19 protein-coding genes are annotated in these 23,882 nt (G+C 65.6%); 5 read left to right on the forward strand and 14 right to left on the reverse strand.

The features are described 5' to 3' along the window. Positions 1 to 129: 129 nt before the first annotated feature. The 8 genes from P1K30_RS16220 to P1K30_RS16255 all read right to left on the reverse strand — a co-directional run bounded on the left by P1K30_RS16220 (position 130) and on the right by P1K30_RS16255 (position 10,753). Positions 130 to 1,665 (reverse strand): adenylate/guanylate cyclase domain-containing protein, encoded by a 1,536-nt coding sequence (locus P1K30_RS16220; RefSeq protein ID WP_275633807.1) that lies wholly within the window; start codon positions 1,663 to 1,665, stop codon positions 130 to 132. Continuing rightward, positions 1,665 to 2,030: a response regulator gene (locus P1K30_RS16225; protein ID WP_275633808.1), complete on the reverse strand. Its 366-nt coding sequence runs from the start codon at positions 2,028 to 2,030 to the stop codon at positions 1,665 to 1,667. Before P1K30_RS16225 ends, P1K30_RS16220 begins: the two co-directional genes overlap by 1 nt. After that, positions 2,027 to 4,717 carry a response regulator gene (locus P1K30_RS16230; protein ID WP_275633809.1) on the reverse strand — a complete coding sequence of 897 codons (2,691 nt, stop codon included), beginning with the start codon at positions 4,715 to 4,717 and terminating at the stop codon, positions 2,027 to 2,029. The genes P1K30_RS16225 and P1K30_RS16230 overlap by 4 nt, the downstream gene beginning before the upstream one ends. Beyond that, positions 4,714 to 5,499 carry a c-type heme family protein gene (locus P1K30_RS16235; RefSeq protein WP_275633810.1) on the reverse strand — a complete coding sequence of 262 codons (786 nt, stop codon included), beginning with the start codon at positions 5,497 to 5,499 and terminating at the stop codon, positions 4,714 to 4,716. Before P1K30_RS16235 ends, P1K30_RS16230 begins: the two co-directional genes overlap by 4 nt. Then, positions 5,496 to 7,346 (reverse strand): glutaminase A, encoded by a 1,851-nt coding sequence (glsA, locus tag P1K30_RS16240; protein ID WP_275633811.1) that lies wholly within the window; start codon positions 7,344 to 7,346, stop codon positions 5,496 to 5,498. Before glsA ends, P1K30_RS16235 begins: the two co-directional genes overlap by 4 nt. Positions 7,347 to 7,719: 373 nt before the next feature. After that, positions 7,720 to 9,252 (reverse strand): tripartite tricarboxylate transporter permease, encoded by a 1,533-nt coding sequence (locus P1K30_RS16245; RefSeq protein WP_275633812.1) that lies wholly within the window; start codon positions 9,250 to 9,252, stop codon positions 7,720 to 7,722. Positions 9,253 to 9,261: 9 nt separating this feature from the next. Then, positions 9,262 to 9,693: a tripartite tricarboxylate transporter TctB family protein gene (locus tag P1K30_RS16250; protein ID WP_275633813.1), complete on the reverse strand. Its 432-nt coding sequence runs from the start codon at positions 9,691 to 9,693 to the stop codon at positions 9,262 to 9,264. 79 nt (positions 9,694 to 9,772) lie between these two features. After that, entirely contained in the window at positions 9,773 to 10,753 is a 981-nt protein-coding gene (locus P1K30_RS16255) for a Bug family tripartite tricarboxylate transporter substrate binding protein (protein WP_275633814.1), read from the reverse strand. A 168-nt stretch (positions 10,754 to 10,921) separates the two neighbouring features. Between P1K30_RS16255 and P1K30_RS16260 the strand changes: the two genes are divergently transcribed. The 3 genes from P1K30_RS16260 to P1K30_RS16270 are packed head-to-tail and all read left to right on the forward strand — an operon-like array spanning position 10,922 to position 13,999. Continuing rightward, positions 10,922 to 11,593 carry a response regulator transcription factor gene (locus P1K30_RS16260; protein ID WP_275633815.1) on the forward strand — a complete coding sequence of 224 codons (672 nt, stop codon included), beginning with the start codon at positions 10,922 to 10,924 and terminating at the stop codon, positions 11,591 to 11,593. Beyond that, on the forward strand, positions 11,586 to 12,971 hold the full coding sequence (locus tag P1K30_RS16265; protein ID WP_275633816.1) for a sensor histidine kinase: 1,386 nt from the start codon (positions 11,586 to 11,588) through the stop codon (positions 12,969 to 12,971). The genes P1K30_RS16260 and P1K30_RS16265 overlap by 8 nt, the downstream gene beginning before the upstream one ends. After that, entirely contained in the window at positions 12,968 to 13,999 is a 1,032-nt protein-coding gene (locus P1K30_RS16270; protein WP_275633817.1) for an ABC transporter substrate-binding protein, read from the forward strand. Before P1K30_RS16265 ends, P1K30_RS16270 begins: the two co-directional genes overlap by 4 nt. Positions 14,000 to 14,026: 27 nt before the next feature. On the opposite strand, the gene P1K30_RS16275 is transcribed toward P1K30_RS16270, so the two are convergent. The 6 genes from P1K30_RS16275 to P1K30_RS16300 form a co-directional block, all read right to left on the reverse strand. Further along, a complete protein-coding gene (locus tag P1K30_RS16275; protein ID WP_275633818.1) occupies positions 14,027 to 14,347 on the reverse strand; it encodes a 2Fe-2S iron-sulfur cluster-binding protein in 321 nt (106 codons plus the stop codon). 145 nt (positions 14,348 to 14,492) lie between these two features. Further along, positions 14,493 to 16,799 carry a molybdopterin-dependent oxidoreductase gene (locus P1K30_RS16280; protein WP_275633819.1) on the reverse strand — a complete coding sequence of 769 codons (2,307 nt, stop codon included), beginning with the start codon at positions 16,797 to 16,799 and terminating at the stop codon, positions 14,493 to 14,495. Between the two features lie 63 nt (positions 16,800 to 16,862). After that, on the reverse strand, positions 16,863 to 17,327 hold the full coding sequence (locus P1K30_RS16285) for a VOC family protein (RefSeq protein WP_275633820.1): 465 nt from the start codon (positions 17,325 to 17,327) through the stop codon (positions 16,863 to 16,865). A 38-nt stretch (positions 17,328 to 17,365) separates the two neighbouring features. Further along, entirely contained in the window at positions 17,366 to 18,187 is an 822-nt protein-coding gene (locus tag P1K30_RS16290) for an IclR family transcriptional regulator (RefSeq protein WP_275633821.1), read from the reverse strand. A gap of 53 nt (positions 18,188 to 18,240) precedes the next feature. Further along, positions 18,241 to 19,509 (reverse strand): cystathionine beta-lyase, encoded by a 1,269-nt coding sequence (gene metC / locus P1K30_RS16295; RefSeq protein WP_275633822.1) that lies wholly within the window; start codon positions 19,507 to 19,509, stop codon positions 18,241 to 18,243. Continuing rightward, entirely contained in the window at positions 19,506 to 20,396 is an 891-nt protein-coding gene (locus P1K30_RS16300) for a sulfurtransferase (RefSeq protein WP_275633823.1), read from the reverse strand. Before P1K30_RS16300 ends, metC begins: the two co-directional genes overlap by 4 nt. A 222-nt stretch (positions 20,397 to 20,618) precedes the next feature. Here P1K30_RS16300 and P1K30_RS16305 point away from each other — a divergent pair, with 222 nt between their 5' ends. Both P1K30_RS16305 and P1K30_RS16310 read left to right on the forward strand, forming a co-directional pair. Then, positions 20,619 to 22,007, forward strand: a complete 1,389-nt coding sequence (locus P1K30_RS16305; RefSeq protein WP_275633824.1) for an NAD(P)/FAD-dependent oxidoreductase — start codon at positions 20,619 to 20,621, stop codon at positions 22,005 to 22,007. Between the two features lie 287 nt (positions 22,008 to 22,294). Further along, positions 22,295 to 23,881 (forward strand): ABC transporter substrate-binding protein, encoded by a 1,587-nt coding sequence (locus P1K30_RS16310; RefSeq protein ID WP_275633825.1) that lies wholly within the window; start codon positions 22,295 to 22,297, stop codon positions 23,879 to 23,881. Position 23,882: the final 1 nt, after the last annotated feature.

Raw genomic sequence — 23,882 nt, forward strand, 5'->3', positions numbered from 1 at the left:
GGCCGACTCGGTCGGGGCAATTGGCGTCGCTAGATCATCACAGCGGGTGGGCTGCGCCAGTAGGGGCAAGAATTTTTGCGCTCAGCCGCTGCGCAATTGTAGCCGGTTGGACAGCCCGCGCAGTCCCCATCAATCCGTGAGGTAGGTCTTCACGTCGCCCAAGCCCTTGAGATGACTTTGCTTTGGCTCGAACCCGGTTGCGCCCTGCAAGGTCAGTCTTTGCCGCGTCTCGGCGGACAGGTGGATGCGGCCGGGGACGCCGGTGCTTTCGATGCGGCTGGCGATGTTCACCGTCTCGCCCCAGACATCGTAGACGAACCGGCTGCGGCCGATCAGGCCGGCGATCACCGGGCCGGTGTGCAGGCCGACGCGGATCGCCATTTGCTCGTCGGTCAGGCGGCCCATTTCGCCAATGATCGCGCGAGCGAAAGACAGCGCGCGTTCGGCGTGGTCGTCGAAGGGCAGGGGCACGCCACTGGCAGCCATGTAGGCGTCGCCGATGGTCTTGATCTTCTCGACCCCGTGCTGTGCCGCGAGATCGTCGAAGGCAAGGAAGATCTCGGTCAGCCGACGCAACAGCTCGCCGGGGTCCATGTTCGCGGTCCAGGGCGTGAAATCGACGATGTCGGCGAAGATGATGGTGGTCGAGGGCACGCGGTCGGCGATCACCTTTTCGCCTGCACGCAGCCGCGCGATTACGGGGGCGGGCAGAACCGCGTGCAGCAGGGCGTCGGCGCGGTCGCGTTCGTACTCGATCTCGGCCAGATAGCGCAGCTCGCGCTGGTGCCAGCGGTGCTTTTCAAGGCAGGAACTGACCCGCGCGTGCAGCAGCACCGGGTCCACCGGGCGCTGAAGATAATCCTCGGCGCCCGCCGCGATGCAGCGGGTGACGGCGCGCATGTCCTTCAGCCCCGACACCACCACCACCGGGATATACCGCCACTTCGGGTGGTCCTTGATCCGTGACAGCAGTTCGATGCCGTTCATGTCGGGCATCAGCACATCCACAAGGATCACGTCGATCTCGGTCGTCTCAAGGATCTTCAGCCCCGCGGCGCCCGAGTCCGCAGTGGTGACGGCATGGCCCTGTCGCCCCAGTTGCCGGCGCATCAAATCAAGGTTCTCGTGGGTGTCGTCGATCACCAGCACATGCCCCGTCTCGCGCGCTTCGGCGTCGGTCTCATGGGTCAGCGTCGCCTCGAGCGAGGCCGCGACCAGCCCGTCGACCGCCGAGCCCGACAGGCTGGCGCTGTCCGCCTCGGGGCCCAGCACGCGGTCGATCTGTGCCAGCAGCAGGGCGCATTCGCCGACCACGGTGCGGATGTCGGCCAGCAGGGGCTTGGGCAGGTCGTCCTCGAAATCCTCGGCGATCAGTTCGGAATAGCCGATGATCGCATTGATCGGCGTGCGCAGGTCGTGGCGCAGGCGCTGGCGGTCGGACAGGACGACGCCGGTTTCGCCAACGGCGACGATCATCGCAAGCAACTCGCGCGCGGCAGAGCGAACCTTTTCGGCGTCGGCGCTGGCTTCGGCAAAGTCCAGCAGCGCAAGCTCGTCGCACACGATATCCTGAATCCCGGCGATGGATTCCGCCGGGCCGGCTAGGCGCTGGATCACCCGCGCGGCGAGCGCCCGCTCGCGGATATCGTTCGCCGCCTCGATCATCAGCCGGGCAACAGCGCCTCGATCTTCGACAGAAGGTCCGGCAGATCGATGGGCTTGGTGCCGAAGGCGTCGCAGCCGGCGTCCAGCGCCTTTTGCCGGTCGGCCTCCATCGCGTGGGCGGTCAGGGCGATGACCGGGATCGTGGCGGTGTCGGCGTCTTCCTTCAGGGCGCGGGTTGCGGCCCAGCCGTCCAGCACCGGCAGGCTCATGTCCATCAGCACGATGTCGGGGCGGGCCGCGCGAGCGGTGTCGACCCCGGCCTGACCGTCGCGCGCGGAGATGATGTCATAGCCTTTCCGCTTCAGCCGTCGGCTAAGCATGTCGAGGTTCATGTCGTTGTCCTCGACGATCAGGATGGTCGTCATGGGGCCTCCTCATTGGCGGTGGCGCTTGCGCTGCCGACCTGCCGGGCGATGGCCGCCAGCAGGTCCGCCCGCCCGTCACCGCCCTTCATTACCACGTCTCGCGCGTTGTCCTGCAGCCAGTCGAATTCGCGCCGCGTCAGGTCCTTCGAGGTTACGATGATCACCGGCAGACCACGGCCCGCCTCGGTCTCGCGCAGGCGCTTGAGCGTCTGGAACCCATCGAGGTTGGGCATCATCAGGTCCATGACCAGCAGGCTTGGCCTGCGTTCCTCGACCAGCGCCAGCGCCCGCGCGCCATCGGCCGCCTCGCGCACGGACCAGCCTTCGCGCGACAGGATGCGGCGGAACAGGCCGCGGGTGGCGGGATCATCGTCGACCAGCAGGATCTCGCGGTCGGCGTCGCCCGCCAGCGCCTCCAGCGCCGCGATCAGGCGGTCGGGATCGACGGGCTTCATCAGCTGCTCGACCGCGCCGAAGGCCAGACCCATCTCGCGGTCGGTCAGGATGCTGACCATGATGACCGGCGTCTCGCACAGGATCGGGTCTTCTTTCAGGTCGCGCAGCACCGACCAGCCGTCCCGCTCGGGCATGATAATGTCCAGCAGCACCGCATCGGGCCGCCGCTCGCGCGCCAGCGCAAGGCCGGTGGCGGCATCGGTGGCGGTCAGCACCGCGTAGCCGGCATCGCGCACGGTGCGGCCAAGACTGTCCAGCGCGGTTTCGTCGTCGTCGATGATCAGCACGGTGGGCGTGCCGTCGGCGGGCGCTGGCGCGCGCGCGGACACGGGCAGGCGGATGGTGAAGGTCGAGCCCTTGCCGGGCTCCGACACCACGGACACGCCGCCGCCCAGCATCTCGCAATAGCTTTTCACGATCGACAGGCCCAACCCGGTGCCGCCGTACTTGCTGGAGGTGGAACTGTCCGCCTGCGCAAAGGGCTGGAACAGGCGCGACAGCTGGTCCGGCGTCATGCCGATGCCTTCGTCGCGCACGTCGAAGCGGATCATCTCGGCTTCGGGCGTGACGGTCAGGTCGACCCGCCCGTTCTGCGTGAACTTGCTGGCATTGGACAGCAGGTTGAACAGGTTCTGCCGCAGCTTGGTGCGGTCGGTCATCATGGTGCCGATGTCGTCCGCGACGGTGACCGAAAGCGTGTTGTCGTTCATCGCGACCAGCGGTGCGACGGTGGCCTGCACGTCGTCGACCAGCGTGGCGATGTCGACCTCTTCGATGTGCATCTCCATCTTCCCGGCCTCGATCTTCGACAGGTCGAGAATGTCGTTGATCAGCGCCAGAAGGTGCCGGCCAGAGCTTTCGATGCGTTGCAGATCGGGGACCGAGGTCGTGTCGCCCGCGTCCTCGGCATCCTCGATCAGCATCTCGGAATAGCCGATGATCGCGTTCAGGGGCGTGCGCAGCTCGTGGCTCATCGAGGCAAGGAACCGGCTTTTGGCATCGTTGGCCTCCTCCGCCTCGGCGCGGGCGGCTTCCAGTTCGACCTGCCGGTCGCGCAGTTCCGAGATGTCGGAATAGACCGCGACGGTGCCGCCGTCTGGGGTCTTTCCCTTCGACACCAGAAGGTAGTGCGGGCCATAGGGCAGTTCCGCGCGCGAGCCGCCGGGGTTGGCGTGCCGGGCAAGGCAGTCGGCCCGCCACGCATCGGCCTCTTCGACGGGAATGTTCAGGATGCCCGACGCGATCTCGGCGTCCAGAAACTCGGCATAGGTGGCGGTTTCGGGCAGGGCGCGGGCGAAGGGGAAGATTTCAAGGAACCGTTCGTTGCGCAGGACCATGCGGTCCGTCTCGTCGAACAGGGCAAAGCCGTCGGGGATCGTCTCGACCGCCGTCAGCACGGTGCGCCGCTGTTGCGCGTTGATCTCTTCCAACTCGGCGCGGGCGCGCTGGGTGTCCCACAGCGTGCGCAGGGTGGTGGACAGACGGCCAAACTCGTCCGGGCCCTCGGGGGGCAGATCGACCGGCGCGCGGCCTGCCTGAAGATCGGCCATCGCGGCGTCGATGCGGTTCAGCGGCTGCAGGATCGAGCGCAGGACCAGCGCGGTCAGAAGCGCCCCCGCCAGAACGATTACCAGACAGATGATCAGTGCCCGGAATCGGGCGTCCTGCGCGGCGCTGGCGGCGGTGTCGTTGGCGCGGATCGACTGTTCCGACAGGTCGTCGACCAGTGCGGCCATCGCCAAGGTGACAGCGTCGCTTTGGGTGCGGGCCTGCGACATCAGGGCGTTGCCCACCACGCGGTTGCCGTCGGCATAGGCGTCGACGGCGGCGATGGCGGTGGTCCAGATCGTGTCGGTGGACGACCGGATCGTCGCCGCCGCCTCGGGCGCGAAATCCTCAAGCGCGGTGATGCGGGTGTTCAGCTGGTCGCGGGCGGCTTCGGCGTTGCGTTCCGACAGCGTCAGTTGGCTGACCGCCAGATCCGCCAGCCAGTACCGCACCATCCCGAAATCGCGGTTCGCGGCGGTCGCCACCTGCAAACGGTGAAAGCGTTCCGTCGCTTCGGCGATGCGCTTCTGGTTGGCCGAGAACTCGAACGCCATGACGACCGTCGACAGCACCAGCACACCCAGCAGGATCGCCGAAAGGCCGCCGATGCGCAGGGCGATGCGCGGCACCCGCTGGCCCGGCACGGCAGCCGCGTCGCCATCAGCGTCCGGGGGGACGGTCATTGCGCGTCGTGAAGGATGATCGAGATCGCGCCGCCCAACTCGCCCTCGGTGCCGCCTTCCTTGGGGAAGCCCGTCACGTCCACTTCGCCCGCAGGGCCGCCGTGGCAGCTGAGGCACGAGGCAGAGTAATACTCGGGGATCAGCATCCGAAAGTCCGCGCCGTCGACCACCTCGAACCACGGCGCGCCCTTCTCGTGGTCGGCGGCGCCGAACCGCGTCTCGATCACCTCTGCCTCCCACGCGTCGGGGCGGGCGGTTCGGTTGCGCACCAGATCAGGCGGGGCGGTGACCTTGACGTTGGCCAGATCGCCCACGGTTTCCCCGAAGCGTTCGTTCACAAGGCGGGCGAAAACGGCGGGGATGAACCCCTTGAATCCCATGCCTTCCATGTTGATGACCTGCTGCTGCTCGGCCACCACCGCGCGCATGGCGTCCAGCTGCGCCTGTGTCAGGCGGCGTTGCAGGTCGGTCAGGTCGTCGGTCAGGGGCGGTTCGCCGTTGGTTTCCAGATAGGCCGCCATCACCTGATCCATGAAGACATCCGGCGTCAGGCCCTTGTCGCCCACGGTCGCGTCGTTGATCCGGTCCTGGTTCGCGGACACGACGGCACGTCCCGCCCGCAGCAGGGCGGCAAGGCGGTTGCCGGTTGTGACCAGCGCATCGTGGTCCTGCGCCGGGGCGGGAAGCGGCAGGGCAAGCAGGGTCACGGCGGCAAGCGGCGCAAGCAAAAGGCGCAGCGGTCGGGCAGGGGCCAAGCGGCGCGGGGAACGAGGCTTCGTCATTCAAAAGTTCCTATCTGTTCATTGGCCGCGCGCAGCCGGTCGGACAGGCTGCGCACAAGGTTCGCCAGGATCACCGAGTGAATGTTCGGCCGGGCTTCGAAAATCTCTTTGATCTGCTCGATCGAAAAGGCGTGACACAGGACCGGCCCGCTGGCGACCGCGTTGGCGGACCGCGCGCCGCCGTCCAGCATCGCCAGTTCGCCGAATGCCTGCCCGGGGCCTACAGCGCTGATCCGGCGCGTGGTTTCGCCCACGGGGATCGTGATGCTGACCACGCCGCGCGCCACCACGTAAAAGGCCAGCGCGGCGTCGCCCCGGGTGACGATGGTCGCGCCCGGGTCATAGGAAAAGCTCGAGGCGGCGCCTTCCAGAACGGCGATCTCGTCGGGGGACAGCCCTTTGAATATCTCGGCCTCGGACAGCCGCATCGCGTCGCCGGTGCCCAAGATGCCTGCGGTCTCCAGCACAGCGTCCTCGAACGCCTCCAGCGCGGCTTCGGTCGTGGCGTAGGTCAGGGCGTCGGCGGCGTCTTGTGCGGCCAGCGCGTCGGTCAGCGCAGGCAGCAGGCGTTCGGGCGTTTCGGCAAGGTAGACCCGGGTGGTGTCGTCGCCGACCGTGCCGGGAATGCGCGACAGGATGTCCAGCGCGGCGGCGTCCATGCTTTCGACCCGCCGCAGGTCCAGCACAACGGTGCGCGCCAGTTGCGCGGCGACGGCGGCCTCGTTCGCGACGCGTTCGGCCGTGGCGAAATGCAGCGGGCCGGTCAGTTCGACGGCGGCGAAGGATTCACCGCTTGCTTCCAGTGCGCGCCGTTCGGGCGCGGTGCGCTGGCGCAGCGACCGGACCTCGCGCGCGCTGTAGACCCTGCGGATCGCGCCGCCCGGGTCCACCGCGTTGGTGCAGGCGTGCAGGCCGAAGTCGCGTGCGAAGCGGCGGCAGACCTCGATACCCCTGACCGAGTTTCCCACCGTATCGAGCTTTGGAGAGTACACCGCGATGCCCATATGTCCGGGGATCACGGCCATGATCATCCCCGACACGCCGCTTTTCGCGGGCAGGCCCACGTCGTAAAGCCACTGGCCCGCATAATCGTACATGCCGCAGGTTGTCATCACCGACAGCACGTCGCGGGTGACCTCGGGCGCAAAGACCTGTTCGCCGGTCACCGGCTGCCGCCCGAACGTTCCCAGCGTGCAGGCCATCGCGGCAAGGTCGGCGCAATTCACCAGCACCGAGCACTGCTTGAAGTAAAGATCCAGCACCAGATCGGGGTCGGGCTCTATCATGCCCGAGTTCAGCATCAGCCACGCGATGGCGCGGTTGCGGTGTCCGGTCTCGTGCTCCGATGCGAACACGTCCTCGTCGATGGACAACCGCCGCCCGGCAAGGCGAGAGAACAGGTCGACCATGCTCGTCTCGTTCCGCGCGGCGGTGTCCTGGGCCAGAAGCGAGGCGGTGACGATGGCGCCCGAGTTGACCATCGGGTTGAAGGCGCGGTTGTTCGCCTCGTCCAGAACGATGGAATTGAACCGCTCGCCCGTGGGTTCGACACCGACCTTCGTCAGCACCGTGTCCCGCCCGAACCGCCGCAGGGCCTCGCCATACATGAAGGGCTTGGACACGGATTGGATCGTCACCATCCGGTCCCAGTTGCCCGCCTTGCAGAACCGGCCGTCCGCCGTGGCAATCGCGATCCCGAAGTCCTTGGGGTCGGCAAGGCCAAGCTGCGGGATGTAGGTTGCGATCTCGCCGGTCTCCAGCCCGGCAAGCTCCGACACGAGCGCATCAAGGTATGTATTCAGCACCGAATGGCCGGTCGAAAAGGCCTCCTCCGGGAAAGACTTCATCAGAACTCTCCAAAAATATACCTGAGTGTCGGCACTTACTTACGCGGCGGCAAGGGCAAAAAGCTCAACCCGAGCAAGAGGGCGAAAGATGCCCGCGCTTCCCGCGCGGCCAAGCGCGCGCCGCTGCCGGTTCTGCCTGTTCCTTATGCAGCTTGCTTGTGGCGCACGCGGGTCAGCGGCCTTCGAAAAGAGGCGTCGACCGGCCAGAATGTCGTGGGAACAGGTGCGCGGCGGGTAGGGTCCGCGGCGGCTGGCGCCCTGCAGCCCGGTCATGTGCGGCGGGCAGGGGGCCACAAGAAAGGCCCGCGGTCGTGCGACCGGCGGGCCCCAAATGTGGAACCGAGCGGCGGTTTGCGCCGCTCGTTTCCGTGGATCAGTCGCTGATCGAGCCTTCTTCGTCGCGGCGCATCTTGGCCTTCAAGCGGCGGCCGACGATCAGCGGGGTGATGAACCCGATGATCGCGATGCTCCAGAGAATGATCGTCAGCGGGCTGTCGATCAGGGTCCACCAGTTGCCGTTGTCGATGGTGATCGCGCGGCGCAGGTTGTTCTCCATCGAGTTGCCCAGCAGGGTGCCAAGGATGATCGGCACCAGCGGCACGTCGAGTTTCCGCAGCACCCAGCCCATGACGCCGAAGCCGATCATCACCAGCAGATCGAAGCTTGACCCCGAGATGCCATAGATGCCGACGAAGCTGACCATCGCGACGATCGGCATAAGAACGCGCGGCGGCACCAGAAGGACGCGGGTGAACAGGCCCACCATCGGGATGTTCAGGGCGAGCAGCATAAAGTTCGCGATGAACAGCGCCGCGATCAGGCCCCAGACCACGTCGGGGTTCTGGGTGAACAGCAGCGGACCCGGCGTGATGTTGAGCGACAAAAGCACCGCAAGAAGCACCGCCGTCGTCCCCGATCCCGGCACGCCAAGCGCCAGCATCGGCACCAGCGCGCCGCCGGCCGCGGCGTTGTTGCCGGCCTCGGGCGCTGCCACGCCGCGCGGATCGCCTTTCCCGAACGTGTTGCCCTTGTCGACCAGCCGTTTCTCGAACGAATAGCTGATGAAGGACCCCAGCGACGCCCCGGCGCCCGGCAGCACGCCCGCGATGAAGCCAAGCACAGAGGTGCGCAGCATCGTCGGCGTCGTCTGCTTGATCATCGACATCGGAGGATACAGCCGACCGATGGACAGCTTCTTGCCTTCCGCGCTTGCCGACCCGTGACGTTCTTCGAGGAAGATGAAGACCTCGGACAGGGCGAAGAGGCCGACGATGGCGACAAGGAAATCAAGGCCGTCGTACAGATGAACCTCGCCGAAGGTGAAGCGCGGGACGCCCGTCTGGGTGTCGACGCCGATCATGGCCAGTGCAAGGCCAAGCGCGGCTGCAAAGGCCGATTTGGCCTGATTGGTCGAGGACACGCCGCCCAGCGTCATGAAGGCGAGCGCAAACAGCGCGAAGTACTCGGCGGGCCCGAACAGCAGGGCGATCTTGACCAGCTGCGGCGCCAGCAGGATCAGGCCCCAAGTCGCGAAGAAGGCACCGACGAAAGAGGCAATGCCTGAAAGCGACAGGGCGGCGCCCGCCATGCCTTTTCGCGCCATTGGATACCCGTCGAGACAGGTCATCATGGCCGGTTCGTCACCGGGGATGTTCAGCAGGATCGACGAGATCCGCCCCCCGTACATCGCGCCATAGTAGACCGACGTCAGCAGGATCAGAGAGGGCGTCGCGCCCAGACCCATCGTGAAGGCCAGCGGAATCAGGATGGCAACGCCGTTCGAAGGCCCAAGGCCCGGCAGCGCGCCCATGATGGTGCCGAGGAAACAACCGAGAAGGGCAAGCCACAGGTTGTTCCACGTCAGCGCGATGGCAAAGCCATCGGCGAGGTTTGCAAAAGTTTCCATTAGCTTTCCTCAGAAACCGAGTGGCCCGCGCGCCAGCGAGAGGCCGAAGATGAGATGGAAGATCACGTAGATGCCCAGGGACGTTCCGATGCCCGTAAGCAGCACCGACACAAGCCCGGACCCAAGGCGCCAGCTGAGGTAGCCAGCGGCAAAAGCGGTGGCGATGACGAAACCGACGACGGGCAGAAGCTCGGCGTAGAGGATCATCATGACGACGGCTGCAAGCAGCTCGACCAGCCGGCCAAGGCTGGGCCAGTGCGGGGCGGCGTCGGGCTTGACCGCGATGAAGATGCTGGAAAGGCCCAGCACGGCCGCGATGATAAGGGGGAAGCCGCTGGGGCCGACGGCGTCGGAAAGAAAGCTTTCCTCGATGTTCAGCGCGGCAAGGGCAAAGCCGATCGCGAGCAGAAGTCCGACGGCACCGAAGATGCGATCGCTCATGGCAGTCTCCTTTGTGGACGGGCCAGCAAAAAAGGGCGGCAGCACAGCCGCCGCCCGTAGTGACGTGAGTGGTGGTTCGTTATTTGATGATCCCGATCTCTTTCGAGATGTTCTGGATCTGTTGGACGCTGTCAGACACGAACTGCTCGAACGCGTCGCCCTGAAGGTCGAGAGGGGCCAGACCGTTGGCGGCCATGACGTCTTTCCACTCGTCCGAGGCGTACAGATCGGCAATCTTCGAGACCCACACATCGTAGGCCGCGTCCGACATGTCGCCGGGGGCGTAGAAGCCGCGCCAGTTCGCGCCGATGGCGTCGATGCCCTGTTCCCGAGCGGTCGGGAAGTCGGCGAACTCGCCGTCCAGACGTTCCGGGGCCAGCACAGCGATCACCCTGATATCGCCCGAGTCGACGAAGCCCTTGGCTTCCGAAATGTCGCCGGTGAAGGCCTGAACCGAGCCAGCCAGCAGCTGGGTCACGGCCTCGCCGCCGCCGTCGAAGGCGATGTACTTGACGGTGCGGACGTCATCGATGCCGTAGGCATTGGCCGCGATCAGCACCTTCAGGTGGTCCCAGCCGCCCACGGCCGAACCGCCAGCGATCGAGATCGAGGTCGGATCGGACTTCAGCATGTCAAGCAGCTGCGGCAGGGTCTCGATCTCGCTGTCGGCGGCCACGGCGATCACGCCATAGTCGGCCCCGATCGAGGCAAGCCAGCGGACCTGATCCATCGTGTTGCCCGGATAGGCGCCCTGCGCCAGACGGGTCGCGGTGGCCGACGAGGCCGCGACGATCAGATCGTTGTCGTCGCCGCGCTTGTTCACCACCTCGGCGAAGGCAACGCCGCCGCCGCCGCCGGCAAGGTTGACGACCTGCATGGTCTCGTCGATCAGGTCGAGGTCCTGCAGCATCTTGCCGACCTGACGGCAGGTGAAGTCCCAGCCGCCGCCCGGGTTGGCGGGCGCGATGCATTCGGGGTTTTCCGGGGTGAAATCCTGTGCCGAGACGCCCAGCGCGGATGCGCCCAGGGCAAGGGCGGCAAGGGTGAGTTTGATCTTCATGGGTATCCTCCAATGGCGGCGGCCGAACTCCCACACGGCGCGCCTGTCTCCTCTCCGTCCGGGCCGCGGCTTTCCAGTTCCGCCCCCGTCGGGTTATGAGGGGGTAACGGCTGAAGCTGTCACAAACCTGTCATGCCATGACTGCATGGCTCGAAAGGATCACCGACGATGCGTGTGCTGATGGTCGAAGATGCGACCGATCTGGCTGAAACCGTCTCTGCGCGGTTGGCCAAGGTCGGAATCGCGTGCGACCTTGCGCTGTCGATCACCGACGCCGAAGACCATCTGGCCGTTCAGCGCTATGACGCGCTTGTGCTGGACATCAACCTTCCCGACGGCAGCGGCACGGAACTGCTGCGGACCCTGCGCGCGGGCGGCGACCGGACGCCGGTGCTGATGCTGACGGCTTTGGTGTCGGTGGACAGCCGGGTGGACGCGCTGGACCTTGGCGCCGACGACTACCTTGTGAAACCTTTCGATCAGCGCGAACTCGAAGCCCGGCTGCGCGCGCTGGTACGGCGCGAAGCGACCCAGAAAAGCGACACGATCCGTCTGGGGCCGCTGGCGTACGCGCCGTCCCAGAAAAGTGCGACGCTGTCCGACACCCGATTGACCCTGACCCCGCGCGAGGCGGCGCTTTTGGAAATCCTGATGCGTTTCCCCGATCAATACCTGTCGAAGGAACGGCTGTACGACGGCCTTTTTGCCTTCAACGACGCGGACGTGGGCCTGAACGCCATCGAGCTGTACATCGCCCGCCTGCGCAAGCGGCTTGCCGGAAGCAGCGTTCGCATCGAGACGCAGCGCGGCGTCGGCTACCGGATCACGGACGATGGCTGACAGGACTGCCCGAAGTCTGCTGAGCAGGCTGCTGACCGGCGCCATCCTGATCCTTGCGTTCGGCGGTGTGATCGTCGCCCTGTCGACGTGGTTCAACGGGCTGTCCGCCGCGCGGGAAGCCTACGACCGCCTGCTTCTGGGCGCGGCCAACGACATCGCGGAATCGATCAGGTTCACGGACGGGACGCCTATGGTCGCGCTTCCGACCTCGGCCTTCGAGTTGTTGGCGCAGGCACCCGACGACCGGGTCAGCTATGCCGTGCGCGGGCCGGATGGCGCGATCATCACCGGGCTGCCGGACACGCCATTGACAGAGCGGGCGCGCAGCGACGGGCCGATCTTCTTCGACGGCGCCATGCAGGGCGAGGACGCGCGCTATGTGGACGTCGTGCGGCGGTTCGCCGAGCGCGACTTCTCTGGCATCGTGCGGGTGACGGTCGGGCAGACCATGATCGCGCGGCGCGCGCTGGCGGTCGAACTGATGCTGGACGCGTTGGTGCCCATGCTGATCGCGGGGGCGGCGCTAATCATCCTGTCGGTGATCGTCGTGCGAGGCGCGGTGCGGCCTCTGGGCCGGATCGCCGAGGGGCTGTCGCGGCGCGACCCCTATGATCTGACGCCGGTTCCAACAGCCGACGTCCCGCGCGAGATCGGCGCGATCCTGACCGCGATGAACGGTTTCATGGGGCGGCTCGACCGCCAGTTCGGCGCGATGCAGTCCCTGATCTCGGACACCGCCCACCAGTTGCGCACGCCGGTCGCCGCGATCCGCGTACAGGCAGAGACCGCTATCGAAGAGCCCGACGCGACCGAGCGAAAGCGCCTGCTGGAACGTCTGGCGCGGCGCACGCGGTCGCTGGGCACCTTGCTGGACCAGATGCTGTCGCGCGCGCTTGTCATTCACCGAACCGACTCGGTCTCGCGCGAGCTGATCGACCTGCGCCAGATCGCGCTTGAGATCGTCGAGACGCGCGACCACGAGGTGTTGGTGCCCGACGTCGAGGTCGAACTGGTCATTGGCGATGCCCCGGTGACGGTCGCTGGCGATGAGTTTTCGCTGGTGCAGGCCGGGAAGAACCTTCTGACGAACGCTTTGAAGCACGGCGCGCCGCCGGTGCGGATCGGCGTGTCCGAGGATGGCGGGCGGGCGCGGTTGTGGATCGAGGACGCCGGGGACGGGCTGTCCGACGACGTGCTCAGCCGGTTCAGCGAGCGGTTCAAACGCTCCACGGGCTCGCGCGAGGATAGCGTGGGCCTTGGCCTGTCCATCGTCGCCGCCGTGGCGGATGCCTTCGCCGGTCGCATCGTCGTCTCGAACGAAGGCGATCGCTTCCGCATCGCCCTTGATCTTCCCGCCGCCCCGGAGGCTGAAACGTGATTGCCCGTATCCTGCTGTCTTTGGTGCTTCTGACGTCCCCGGCCTCCGCACAGGAGGCGGTCGCGCGTTTCGGCAATGGCGAGGCGCCCTTCACCATACGTTCGACGACGGATATCGCCATTCTCCGCCCGGCGCTGGAGGCCTTCGCGGAACGCAGACCGGACCTTGCGATCACCTACGAGCAGTGGGGGTCAAGCGCGCTGCACGTGAACGAGTCGGGTGCCTGCGACGGCGATGTGCCGTCTGCCGACGTCGTTCTGTCGTCGGCGGTTCACCTGATGGTGTCGCTGGTCAACCGCGGCTGCGCGCGGCCCTATGTCTCCGATCTGACGCGGGCCCTTCCGGCCAACCGCCGCTGGCGGGACGAGATCTGGGGCGTCACGCAAGAGCCCGCCGTCATGATCTATAACACCGACAGCATCTCGGGCGAGGACGTGCCGCTGTCCCGCTTCGAATTGCTCGACCTCATGCGCCAGCGGCCGGACCTGCTGTATGGTCGGATCGCGACCTACGACATCGAGGCGTCCGGGCTTGGGTATCTGTTCGCCTATGTCGACAGTCTGGAGGCGACGACCTTCGGCTCGCTGCTGGAAGGTCTCGCGCGGACCGACGCGATTGCCACCTGCTGCTCGGCCGAGATCATCGAGGGGGTATCGAAGGGCGACTACCTGATCGCCTACAACGTGCTGGGGTCTTATGTCGAAAACGCCTCGCCGCCGAACGTGGGGACGATCCTGCCGCAGGATTACACGCTTTTCCTGTCACGCGGCTACATGATTCCGGAAGACGCCGCGAACCCGACCGCCGCCGAGGAGTTTCTGGACTTCATCCTGTCGGAGCAGGGGCAAGCGATCCTTGTTTCGGTGGGTCTAATCTATTCGAACGACCCGGCGGAAGACGGTGTGATCCAAAGCGCGCGCCGGTCCGTTCCGCTGGCCCTGCCGCTTCTGGTCGCGCTGGACGCCACCACCGAGCGGCAGTTCCTTGCAAGATGGACCGCAGCGTTCGAGCAGGTGTCGGCCCCGTAAGACGGATGCGCGGCACTTTCCCAAGCGTCACAAAGGCGGCGCGATCACCACGTCGAGATCGGGCATGCCGTCTTCCACCATGATCTGACAGGACAGGCGCGAGGTGTCCTTTCGGACGAAGGAGATGTCGAGCATCGCGTCCTCCATGTCGTCCATCTCGGGCAGGGCGTCCGCCACGCCGGGCGTCTCGATGTAGACATGGCAGGTGGCGCAAGAGGCGCAACCGCCGCAGATCGCCTGAATGTCGTCGAACCCGTGCTGTCGCAAAGTCTCCATCAGGCTCAGGCCCGGGGCCGCGTCGATGGTGCGGGTGCTGTTGTCGTGTGCGGTGACGGTGATCTGGGGCATCAGGCGGTCGCTTCCGTGTTAAATGTCGTGTTGGGGGCGGGCTGGTAACGCGCCACGCATAGCAACGGGCACCCTCAAGGAAATTGCCGAAATGCGTTATAATGACAATAACCAAAATTCTCAAATAAGCGGAAAGCAGTAAAAGCTATGTGCTTCTGCTGAGGAACTGGGCAAATGCCTCGTCCGCGCCTGCGGCATCCTCGTCCGTGGGTTCGACCTGCACCAGACAGGTGTTCGCCGCGCATCCTTGGCCGAATGCGGAAGAGGGCAGATCCGCCGTCAGCACGTTCGGGTTGCCGGCGACCTCGGTGCCGTCTTTAGCGTCGGGCGAGAACCACGCCCCGGTCGGCAAGACCGCAACCCCGCGCGACACACGCGCATCCAGCCGCGCCACCGCCAGACAGGCGCCGCGCGCCGTGCTGAGGCGGACGCGCGTGCCCTCGGCGATACCGCGCCGCGCCGCGTCGTCTGGGTGCAGCCGCAGGACCTCGCGCCCTTCGCGTTTGTGCTGGCGGCTGGCCGGGCCGTCCGGCAGCTGGCTGTGCAGCCGCCCCTCGGGCTGGTTCGACAGCAGGTGCAGCCGCTCGCCGGCCTCTGGCGCGCCTAGCCATTCCGAGGGCGGGAACCACTGCGGATGCGGCCCGCAGTCTGCGTGACCCAGCCCGGCCAGCTGCTCGCTTCCCAGAACGATGCGACCGCTTTCGGTGTTCAAAGGATGCAGGTCGGGCGCGGCGCGATAGTCGGCAAGGTAGGTATAGTTGCGTTTCGTCGGCACCAGCGCATGGCCGTTGGCCCAGAAGGTGTCGAAATCGACCATCTCGAAGCCCTCTTGTTCGTGGGCGGCGGACCGGCTTTTTTCGTACAACGCGCGCAGCCAGCCCATTTCGTCGCGGTTCTCGGTAAACGCCTCGGCAACGCCAAGACGTTCTGCAAGGCCTGCGTAGATGTCGAAGTCGGACCGCGCCTGTCCGACCGGCGCGATGGCCCGCTTCATGGCGGCGTAGCGGTTGGTGCGCTGGTTTGCGGCGATGTCGTTGCGCTCGACCGAGGTGGCGACCGGAAGAACGATGTCGGCCCGCTGGGCGGTGGCGGTCCAGACCGGATCTTGGACGATGATCGTTTCGGGCCGGGCCCATGCGGACTGGAGGCGGTTCAGATCCTGATGGTGGTGGAACGGGTTGCCCCCCGCCCAATAGACCAGCCGGGCATCGGGATAGTGCCGGGTCTTGCCTTCGTAGGTATACGCCGCGCCGGGGTTCAGCAGCATGTCCGCGATCCGCGCGACCGGAATGAAGCTGCCGGTCGGGTTTTTGCCCTTCGACATGCCGGGCGAGCGGCCCAAACCGATGGGCGCGCCAGAGCCGCCACTGGACCCGTAGCCATAGGCGACGCCGCCGCCGGGCAGCCCGATCTGGCCGGTGACGGCGGCAAGGCCCAAAGCGGCCCAGAACGGCTGTTCACCGTGCTGGGCGCGCTGCAGGCTCCAGCTGACGGTGACCATGCTGCGCGTCTTGGGCAGCCGGGTGGCAAGAGACCTGATCTTTTCCGCATCAAGCCCGGTAATGCCGGACGCCCATTCGGCGGATCTTGGCGTGCCGTCCGGGTCGCCGGCAAGGTAGGCCAGAAACCTGTCAGCGCCGCTGCAATGCGACTTCAGGAAGGCTCGATCCTCGTCCCCGGCGGCGACGATCTCATGGGCCAAAGCCAGCATCAGCGCGGTGTCGGTGTTCGGCCGGATCGGCCACCAGTCACAGGGCACCCAATCGGGAAGATCGCTGCGCTGGGGCGACACCAGAACGATCTTCGTGCCCTTGGCGACAAGCGCGCGCAGCGTGCCTTCAAGCATGTGCTCGGACAGGCCCCCGGCTTCGGTCTGTGCTGTCCTCGGGGACAGGCTGCCGAACACCACAAGGGTTTCGGTGTGCGCGACCACGGTATCCATCGTGCTGGACCGGGCATAGCAGGCTTCGTCGCTGCCCAGCGTGTGGCGCAGGATCACCGGGCCGGCGGCCATGCTGTAGGTGTCGACGTGATCGGTATAGCCGCCGACAAGGTTCAGCATCCGTTTCATCAGGGTCGCCGCGTGGTGGAAACGCCCCGAACTGGTCCAGCCATAAGAACCGGCAAAGATCGAACTGTTGCCGTGGGTGTCGATCACGCGGCGGATCTCGCCAGACACGAGGTCTAGCGCCTCGTCCCACGGCACTTGGACGAAAGTGTCGCTGCCCCGGCGGCTTCCATCGCTGCGCTCGCGGTCTGCCAGCCAGCCGCGCCGGATCATGGGCGCGGGGATGCGGCGGCGCGGGTTGGCCCATTCCGCGACCGAATGGATCAGCGGCGACGGTGACGGGTCCTTCTCGAAGGGTTCGGCGCCGACGATGCGGCCATCTTCGACAATCAGATAATAGGCGCCCCAGTGGCTGGCGTGGGGGATGCGTTTCACGTCGGTCACGCGGGGCTCCGTGCGTAGGGGGCAGGTGGACGGGCAGGCGCGCGGGCGCGCCTGCCAGAGGCGTCAGTACAGCGTCGCCTGAAGGTTTTCCCCGGTCTGCGGGTTCTTGTCCGCCAACCGCTTCATGTCGGGAATCTCGGCAAGGTCCAGCTTGGTCACGTCGGGGCAGTCGACCTCGACAAGGTTGCCGCCGGGATCGCGCAGGTACATCTGGACGCCGCCGTCGGGCAGTTCGTACATGCAGTTGTCGAAGGCCTCAAAGTCGAGATACCCGGCTTCTTTCGCCTTCTTGTAGACGGCGGTGAAGTCATCGACATCGACGGCGAAGTGCTGGCGCACGGGGACGTTCTCGTTCGGGACCTGGAAGATGTGCAGCTGCTGCTTCTCGCCCATGCGCAGGTACTGGCACGGAATGCCGAAGTTGTAGGTCGGAAGCTTCTCGAGGCCGAACACCTCCATGTAGAATTTCACGCTCGCTTCGATGTCCGTCGTGCTGACGGCAAGATGGTTGAAACGAATGGCCTTCATTGTGGTCTCCTTGGTGTGAAGCCTGTCGGCGGGCTGGATCAGCCGCCCTTTTGCGGCGGTGCCGCAAGCTCGCGCGCGGCCGCGGCCAGCCGGTCGGCCAAGCGGTCGCGATCGGTCGTCTCGTAGGTGTCGCGCGGCATGATCACCACGAGACTGCCCTTGATGTCGCCGTCTGCGTTGAACACCGGGGCCGCGATGCCCCAGCTGTTCGGGTTCGCCTCGCCGATGGTGGTGAGCGTGGGGGATTTGCGGATCATGAGAAGGGCGCGCGAAAACTCTTTCCACGTCTCGCCAAGCCCATAGTTGCGGATGTCCGCATGGTGGTTGCCGTACAGCTTCAGCAGACGCGAGCGCGGCAGATGCGCAAGGATCACCTTCGCCGCCGAACCGGCATACAGCTTCATCGAACGGCCACGTTCGAAGCTGATCTCCAGATCCTGCGGTTTCTTGACCTGCAGCACCGAGATTGCCGTGTCGCCGTGCAGGTTGATCAGCGAGGCGACCGCCGCAGGAACCATCGCGACAAGCTCTTCGGCCTTCTCGCGCGCCCGAGAGATCAGCGGGTCGGTGTGGCGGATCATCAGATCCAGTTCGATGATCTTCGGCCCAAGCCCGTATTCCGCGCCCGACAGCGGTGCGAGATACCCGAACGACGTCAGCGCCGCGATATAGCGATACGCCGTCGACTGGGTCAGCCCCATCTCGTTGGCGATCTGTTCGGCGGTCCACGTCGGATGCTCGGGCGAGAACAACTCGACCACCGAAAGCATGCGGACAAGGCTGGATTCGCTCTCGCCGCGTGCCACGGTGCGACCGCGCTTGGCGGTGTCCCCGGTCTTGGTGTCCTGATCCTGCGTCATATGAAAAACCTCCTCCCCGTTCGAAAATCCCTGCGTACCATCCTGACGGTGTGTCAGCGCCCTTCGGGCTGATCAACCTGTCCGTGCGATGCGCCGGTGTCGAGACCCGTCGATGCGAAGGTTTTTGCAACTAAGTTCAACGCTTGCTCAATATCACCGCGCAGGTCGTCGGTGTCCTCCAGCCCGATGTTGAACCGCATTCGGGCGAAAACGCCGCCACCGGGCATCGGGTTGCCGTGGACGTCGCCGCAGGGCAGCACAAGGCTTTCGTATCCGCCCCACGACGCACCAAGGCCGAACAGGCGCAGGGCGTTGATGAAGCATCTGGATTGCTCCCACCCCCAGCCTTCGAAATCGACGGAGAACAGCCCCGATGCGCCGTCGAAGTTGGCGCGCCAATAGTCGTGCCCGGGCGCGTCCGGCAGGGCCGGATGCCGGACCGTCATGGGTTCGGGCCGGGTTTGCAGCCATTCGGCAAGGGCCAGTGCGCTTGCCCCGTGCTCGCGCAGTCGCACCGCAAGGGTGCGCAGCCCTTTCAGGGCCGAATAGCTTTCGTCCCCGGACAGGCAGGCGCCGCAGGTGACGTGATGCGCCTCGAACATGTCGGCAACCTCGGCGTTGACGGTAACCGAGCCGCCCAGCAGGTCGCTATGGCCGCTGACGTACTTCGTCAGGGCTTGGATCGACAGGTCGACGCCGTGTTCCAGAGGGCGGAACAGCAGCGGCGTGGCCCATGTGTTGTCCAGCGCGACACGACACCCGGCGGCGCGGGCCGCCTTCGTGATGGCATCGACGTCGCAGACCTCGAACGAGTTCGAGCCGGGCGACTCGATAAGCACCAGCGCAACCGAAGCGTCAATGCGGGGAAAGGTGTCCTCGGGGTCCATCGGGTCGAAGAACGTCACCGTCATTCCCGACTGCGCCGCAAGCTCGGTCGCTGCGCGCTTCGACGGGTAATAGCAGTTCTTCGCCAACAGGAATGTCTTGCCCGGCTCGGCAAAAGCGGCCAGCGCGTGGTAGACGGCGGAAAGCCCGGATGGGAAAAGAAAACAACGACTTCCGCCTTCAAGTTCACACATTGCATCTTCGAATGCGTGGCTTGTCGGAGTCCCGTGACGCCCATAGTAGACGCCGCGCACTCCGGCTTTCTTCTGCGCCTGCTGTTCCATCCAGTGGTCGGCGTCGCGGAAGACGATGGTGGACGCGCGGTAGACCGGCGGATTGACCGCGCCGCTTTGCTTGGCAGGGTCGCGGCCAGCGGACAGCAGAGAGGTTTTGCGCGCAACGGTTTGGTCGGCGGGGGTGTCTGTCTTGCCGGTCATGTCTTCGCGGCCTCCGGGTTCTGGTGGCCGCTGGGTGTGTCGGCGTCGGTCAGGTGTTCGGTGCGGTCCGAGCGGCCCCATTCGGCCCAGCTTCCATCGTAGACGGTGACGTCGGTCCGTCCGGCGACCCGCGCGGCGAGGGCGATGATCGCGGCCGCGATGCCCGAACCGCAGGTCGTGATGATGGGTCTATCGTCCAGCGCGGGCGCCAGAAGCGCCGTCAGGTCCTCCGTCGGGCGCAGGCTGCCCTCGGGCGTCAGCAGCGATCCGGCTGGCACGCTTTTGCTGCCGCGAATGTGCCCCTTGCGTTGGGTCCAGTTGTCGCCATCCGCGCCAGAGAACCGGCTGGAAGGGCGGGCGTCCAGAATTTGCGCGTGGCCGGTTTCAGCGGCCTTTAGCACATGGTCGAGAGTGGCGATGCGGGCTTGGTCAGTTGCACGGAAATCACCGGGGGGCAGGTCCGGGGGGCCGCTTTCCACCGGGTGTCCGGCGGCGACCCATGCCTCTAGCCCGCCATCAAGGACCTTCACGCTTCGGTGGCCGTAGTGTTCCAGCGTCCACCAGACCCGGGGCGCCGACCGCAGCCGGATCCTGTCGTAGACGATCAAGGTTTTATCGGCCGCCAGACCGGCGCTGCGGGCGAAGGCTTCGAACGCGGCGGCGTCGGGAAGCATGTGGGGCAGGTCGGTATCGGCGCGAGAGGCTGCCTCGATATCGAAGAACGCGGCGCCCGGCAGGTGGCTTTCACGATAGCTGTCCAGTGCGTTCCCCGGTTCGGACGCGGCGAAGTATGTCGCGTCGACGAACTGCGCGCGTCCCGCTTGATGAAGCGCACGGGCGTCTTCGACCGAAATCAGCGGGTCGGGAGCGAGGGTGTCGACAGGCATCGGGTCCTTCCTGTGGGTCCGGCACGATGCGGCGGGCGGTGCCCAGCATCGACGACCCGGTTCTGACTGCCGGGCGTGTTGGTCTGCGTTTTTCTTGGAGTTCAGATTTGCGGGAATAATACGTATTGTCAATATACAAAAATTCCGTAACTTTTTGCCAACTCGTTTATCGCGGTGTGCCTGGGCTTTCCTGACATGACCGCCGCTCTTGCTGGAGAAAACATGCAGAAAATCAATGAGCAAAGCGTCATCGTTATCGGCGCCGGTGTGGGGGGACTCGCGTCGGCCAAGGCTTTGTCGACCATGTTCGGGAAGGTCCTGATCATCGACCGCGACACGATGCCGGACGGCGCCGAACCCCGTGTCGGCGTCCCGCAAAGCCGTCAGGTTCACGTTCTTTTGGGCGGCGGATTGCGGGCGCTGAACACGCTGGTGCCGGGTTTCGAGGACAAGCTTGTCGCGGCCGGTGCGAACCGGGCCCGGGTGGGGTCGGAGATCCGGGTCGAGGTGCCGGGCTTGCCGGTCCTGCCGGAGCGTCCGTTCGAATTTCACTCGATGTGCATGACGCGGCCCCTGCTGGAAAGCGTGCTGCGGCGCGAGGTTCTTGCGACGCCCAACGTCGAGTTGTTGGAGCAGGCGAACGTCATGGAACTGCTGGCCTCTGAGGATGGCAGCCGGGTCGTTGCGGTGAAGGTCCTGCGCCGCAGCGGCGAGGAAGAGGTGCACAAGGCCGATTTCTTCGTCGACGCGGCGTCTCGGGCGGATCTGACGCCCAAGCTGCTGGACAAGCTGGATATGCCCCGGCCTGTAGACACCGAAATCGGGATCGACCTGAACTATTCGACGGCGGTGTTCGATATCCCTGCCGAGGCTACGGGCCCTTGGAAGGCTGTCATTCACCGGCCCGACCCGGCGGATGGGCGCGCGGGCTTCCTGTTCCCGATCGAGAACGGCAAATGGCACGTCAATCTCAACAGTGTCCACGGGGACGGGGCCGGGCGCACGCCCGAGGAATTTCTGGAATTCGCCTACAGCCTGCGCACGCACACGATCTATGACGCGCTGAAAGCGGGCACGATCGACGGCAAGATCAACAAGTTCATCCTGAAGGCCAGTTCTCGCCGCCGGTACGAGGATCTGGACCGCTTCCCGGGACGTCTGATCGTGATCGGGGATGCCATCTGCCGGTACAACCCGGCTTATGGTCAGGGCATGAGCGTGGCGTCGCAAGAGGCGGCAGCCCTGCGCGAAGTGTTTGCCGAACGGCTTGCCCTGGATAACCCGCTGGACGGCATCGCACCGGACTATTTCCAGCGCATGGCAACGATCCTGGGTGCCCCGTGGAGCGTCGCCGAGTCGGATTTCGTCTATCCCGAGACCCGTGGCGAACGGTCGCCCGACGTGATGGAGCGGATGCGGGTCAACAAGACGCTGCTTCGGCTGGCCTATGACGATCCAAAGATGCACCACCTGTGGGCCGAGGTCACAAACCTGATCAAACCGGCGACGACGCTGCTTGAAGATCCGTGGCGCGAGATCCTTTCGCAGGATGCGCCGCCGCTGCCGCCCGAGGCAGAGGCCCTTGTGCCCCGACGCCGCGCGGCAGAGTAGGAGAGCGACGCGGGGACTCGGCGATCCTGCCCGCTGCCGGTCGGGATCGCGTTTGCCGCTTTTTTGTACATGGACGGTAGGACAGGCACCGGAAACGCCCTGTTTGAGGCCACAACGGCCCTCGCTGGAAATCATATATTGACAATAAATGTATTTCCCGAATGCTGGGAAATACGAAAAAAACGGAAGTAAATTTTGGCCGGCGCGCGGGGTGCATCCCGCCTCGTGCGGGGCCGCGAGCCGAAAACGTAATGGCTCGTTATCCCAACAGAAAGGTAAGACGTCCGATGAAATTCGCCCGTATGCGGCGTGGCCTTGTCGCCTCCGCGATTTCGGCATTCGCCCTTGCTGCCCCGATGGCGGCGCCGGTGTCCGCGCAGAACCTCACGATGCTGGTCCAACCCGAGCCGACCACGCTGCTGGCTCAGCTGAATACCTCAAGCTCGGTACAGATCGTCGCCACCAAGATCTTCGACGGTTTGTTCAACCTTGACGCCGACCTAGAGCTTCAGCCGGCACTGGCGCTGGGCTACGAGCTTAGCGACGATGGCCGCACCCTGACGCTGGAACTGCGCCCCGACGTGCGCTGGCACGATGGCGAGCCCTTCACCTCGGAAGACGTGCGGTACACCCTTATGGAGGTCATCAAGGAATTCCACCCGCGCGGCCGTTCCATCCTTGCCTCGCTGACTGCGGTCGAGACGCCGGATGAACACACCGCGATCCTGCAATTCGCAGAGCCGACCCTGTACGCCCTGCGGTCGCTGACCGGCCCTGAAGCGCCGATCCTCCCGGCGCATATCTTCGCGGGCTCCGACGTGCGTGAGAACCCCGCCGGCAATGCGCCCATCGGCACCGGCCCGTTCAAGTTCGAGGAATGGGACCGCGGCAGCGCCATCATCCTGTCGGCGAACGAAGACTACTGGATGCCCGACGCGCCGAAGGTCGAGCGCCTGATCGTGCGCAACATCCCCGACCCGTCGACCCGTTCGATCGCGCTGGAGACCGGCGAGGTCGCGGTTGCGGGCATGAACCCGATCGCGCTGAGCGAACTGAACGCCGTGTCCGAGGTCGAAGGCGTCGAGGTCTCGACCGCCGGGTATGACGCTCTTGGCGGGATCATGTTCTTCGAGTTCAACACGCGGCTTGAGAAATTCGCGGACGTTCGTGTGCGTCAGGCGATTGCCCACGCGCTGAACCGCCAGTTCATCGCCGACAACGTGTGGTTCGGTCTGGGGACGCCGGCGACCAGCCCGGTGCCGTCCTGGGTTGCGGAATTCCACAACGAGGCGCTTACGGGTTACGATTATGATCTGGAAGAGGCGACGCGTCTTCTGGACGAGGCGGGCCTGACGCCGGACGAAGACGGCTGGCGGCTGAGCTTTACCCACGACGTGATGCCGTTCGACGAGAACTATCAGCGGCTTGCGCGCTACTTCAAACAGGCGCTGGCGCAGGTCGGCATCAACGTCGAGCTTCGCAACCAGGACTTCCCGACGTGGCTAAGCCGCGTCTACACCGACTATGACTACGAGACGTCGGCCTACATCGTCTTCGCGGGTGTCGACCCGGCGATCGGCATCCAGCGTCTGATCTGGGGGGACAACATCCGCAGCGGCGTCGCCTTCTCGAACGCTTCGGGCTACGACGACGACACCGTGGACGGCTTGCTGGCCGACGCGGCGACGGCGCCGACCCAAGAAGAGCGCATCGCGATCTGGAACGACGTTCAGTCCAAGGTCATGGAAGATCTGCCGGTGCTGCCGCTGATCGACGTAAGCTATGCCACCATCCACCAGGGCAACGTGTCCGGGATCGAGGATGACGGCTATGGCGTCTTCGGCTCGTTCGCGAACGTGTCGGTCGACGAGTAAG

The organism is Psychromarinibacter halotolerans, from assembly GCF_029168315.1.
GTDB classification, from domain to species: Bacteria; Pseudomonadota; Alphaproteobacteria; order Rhodobacterales; family Rhodobacteraceae; genus Psychromarinibacter; species Psychromarinibacter halotolerans.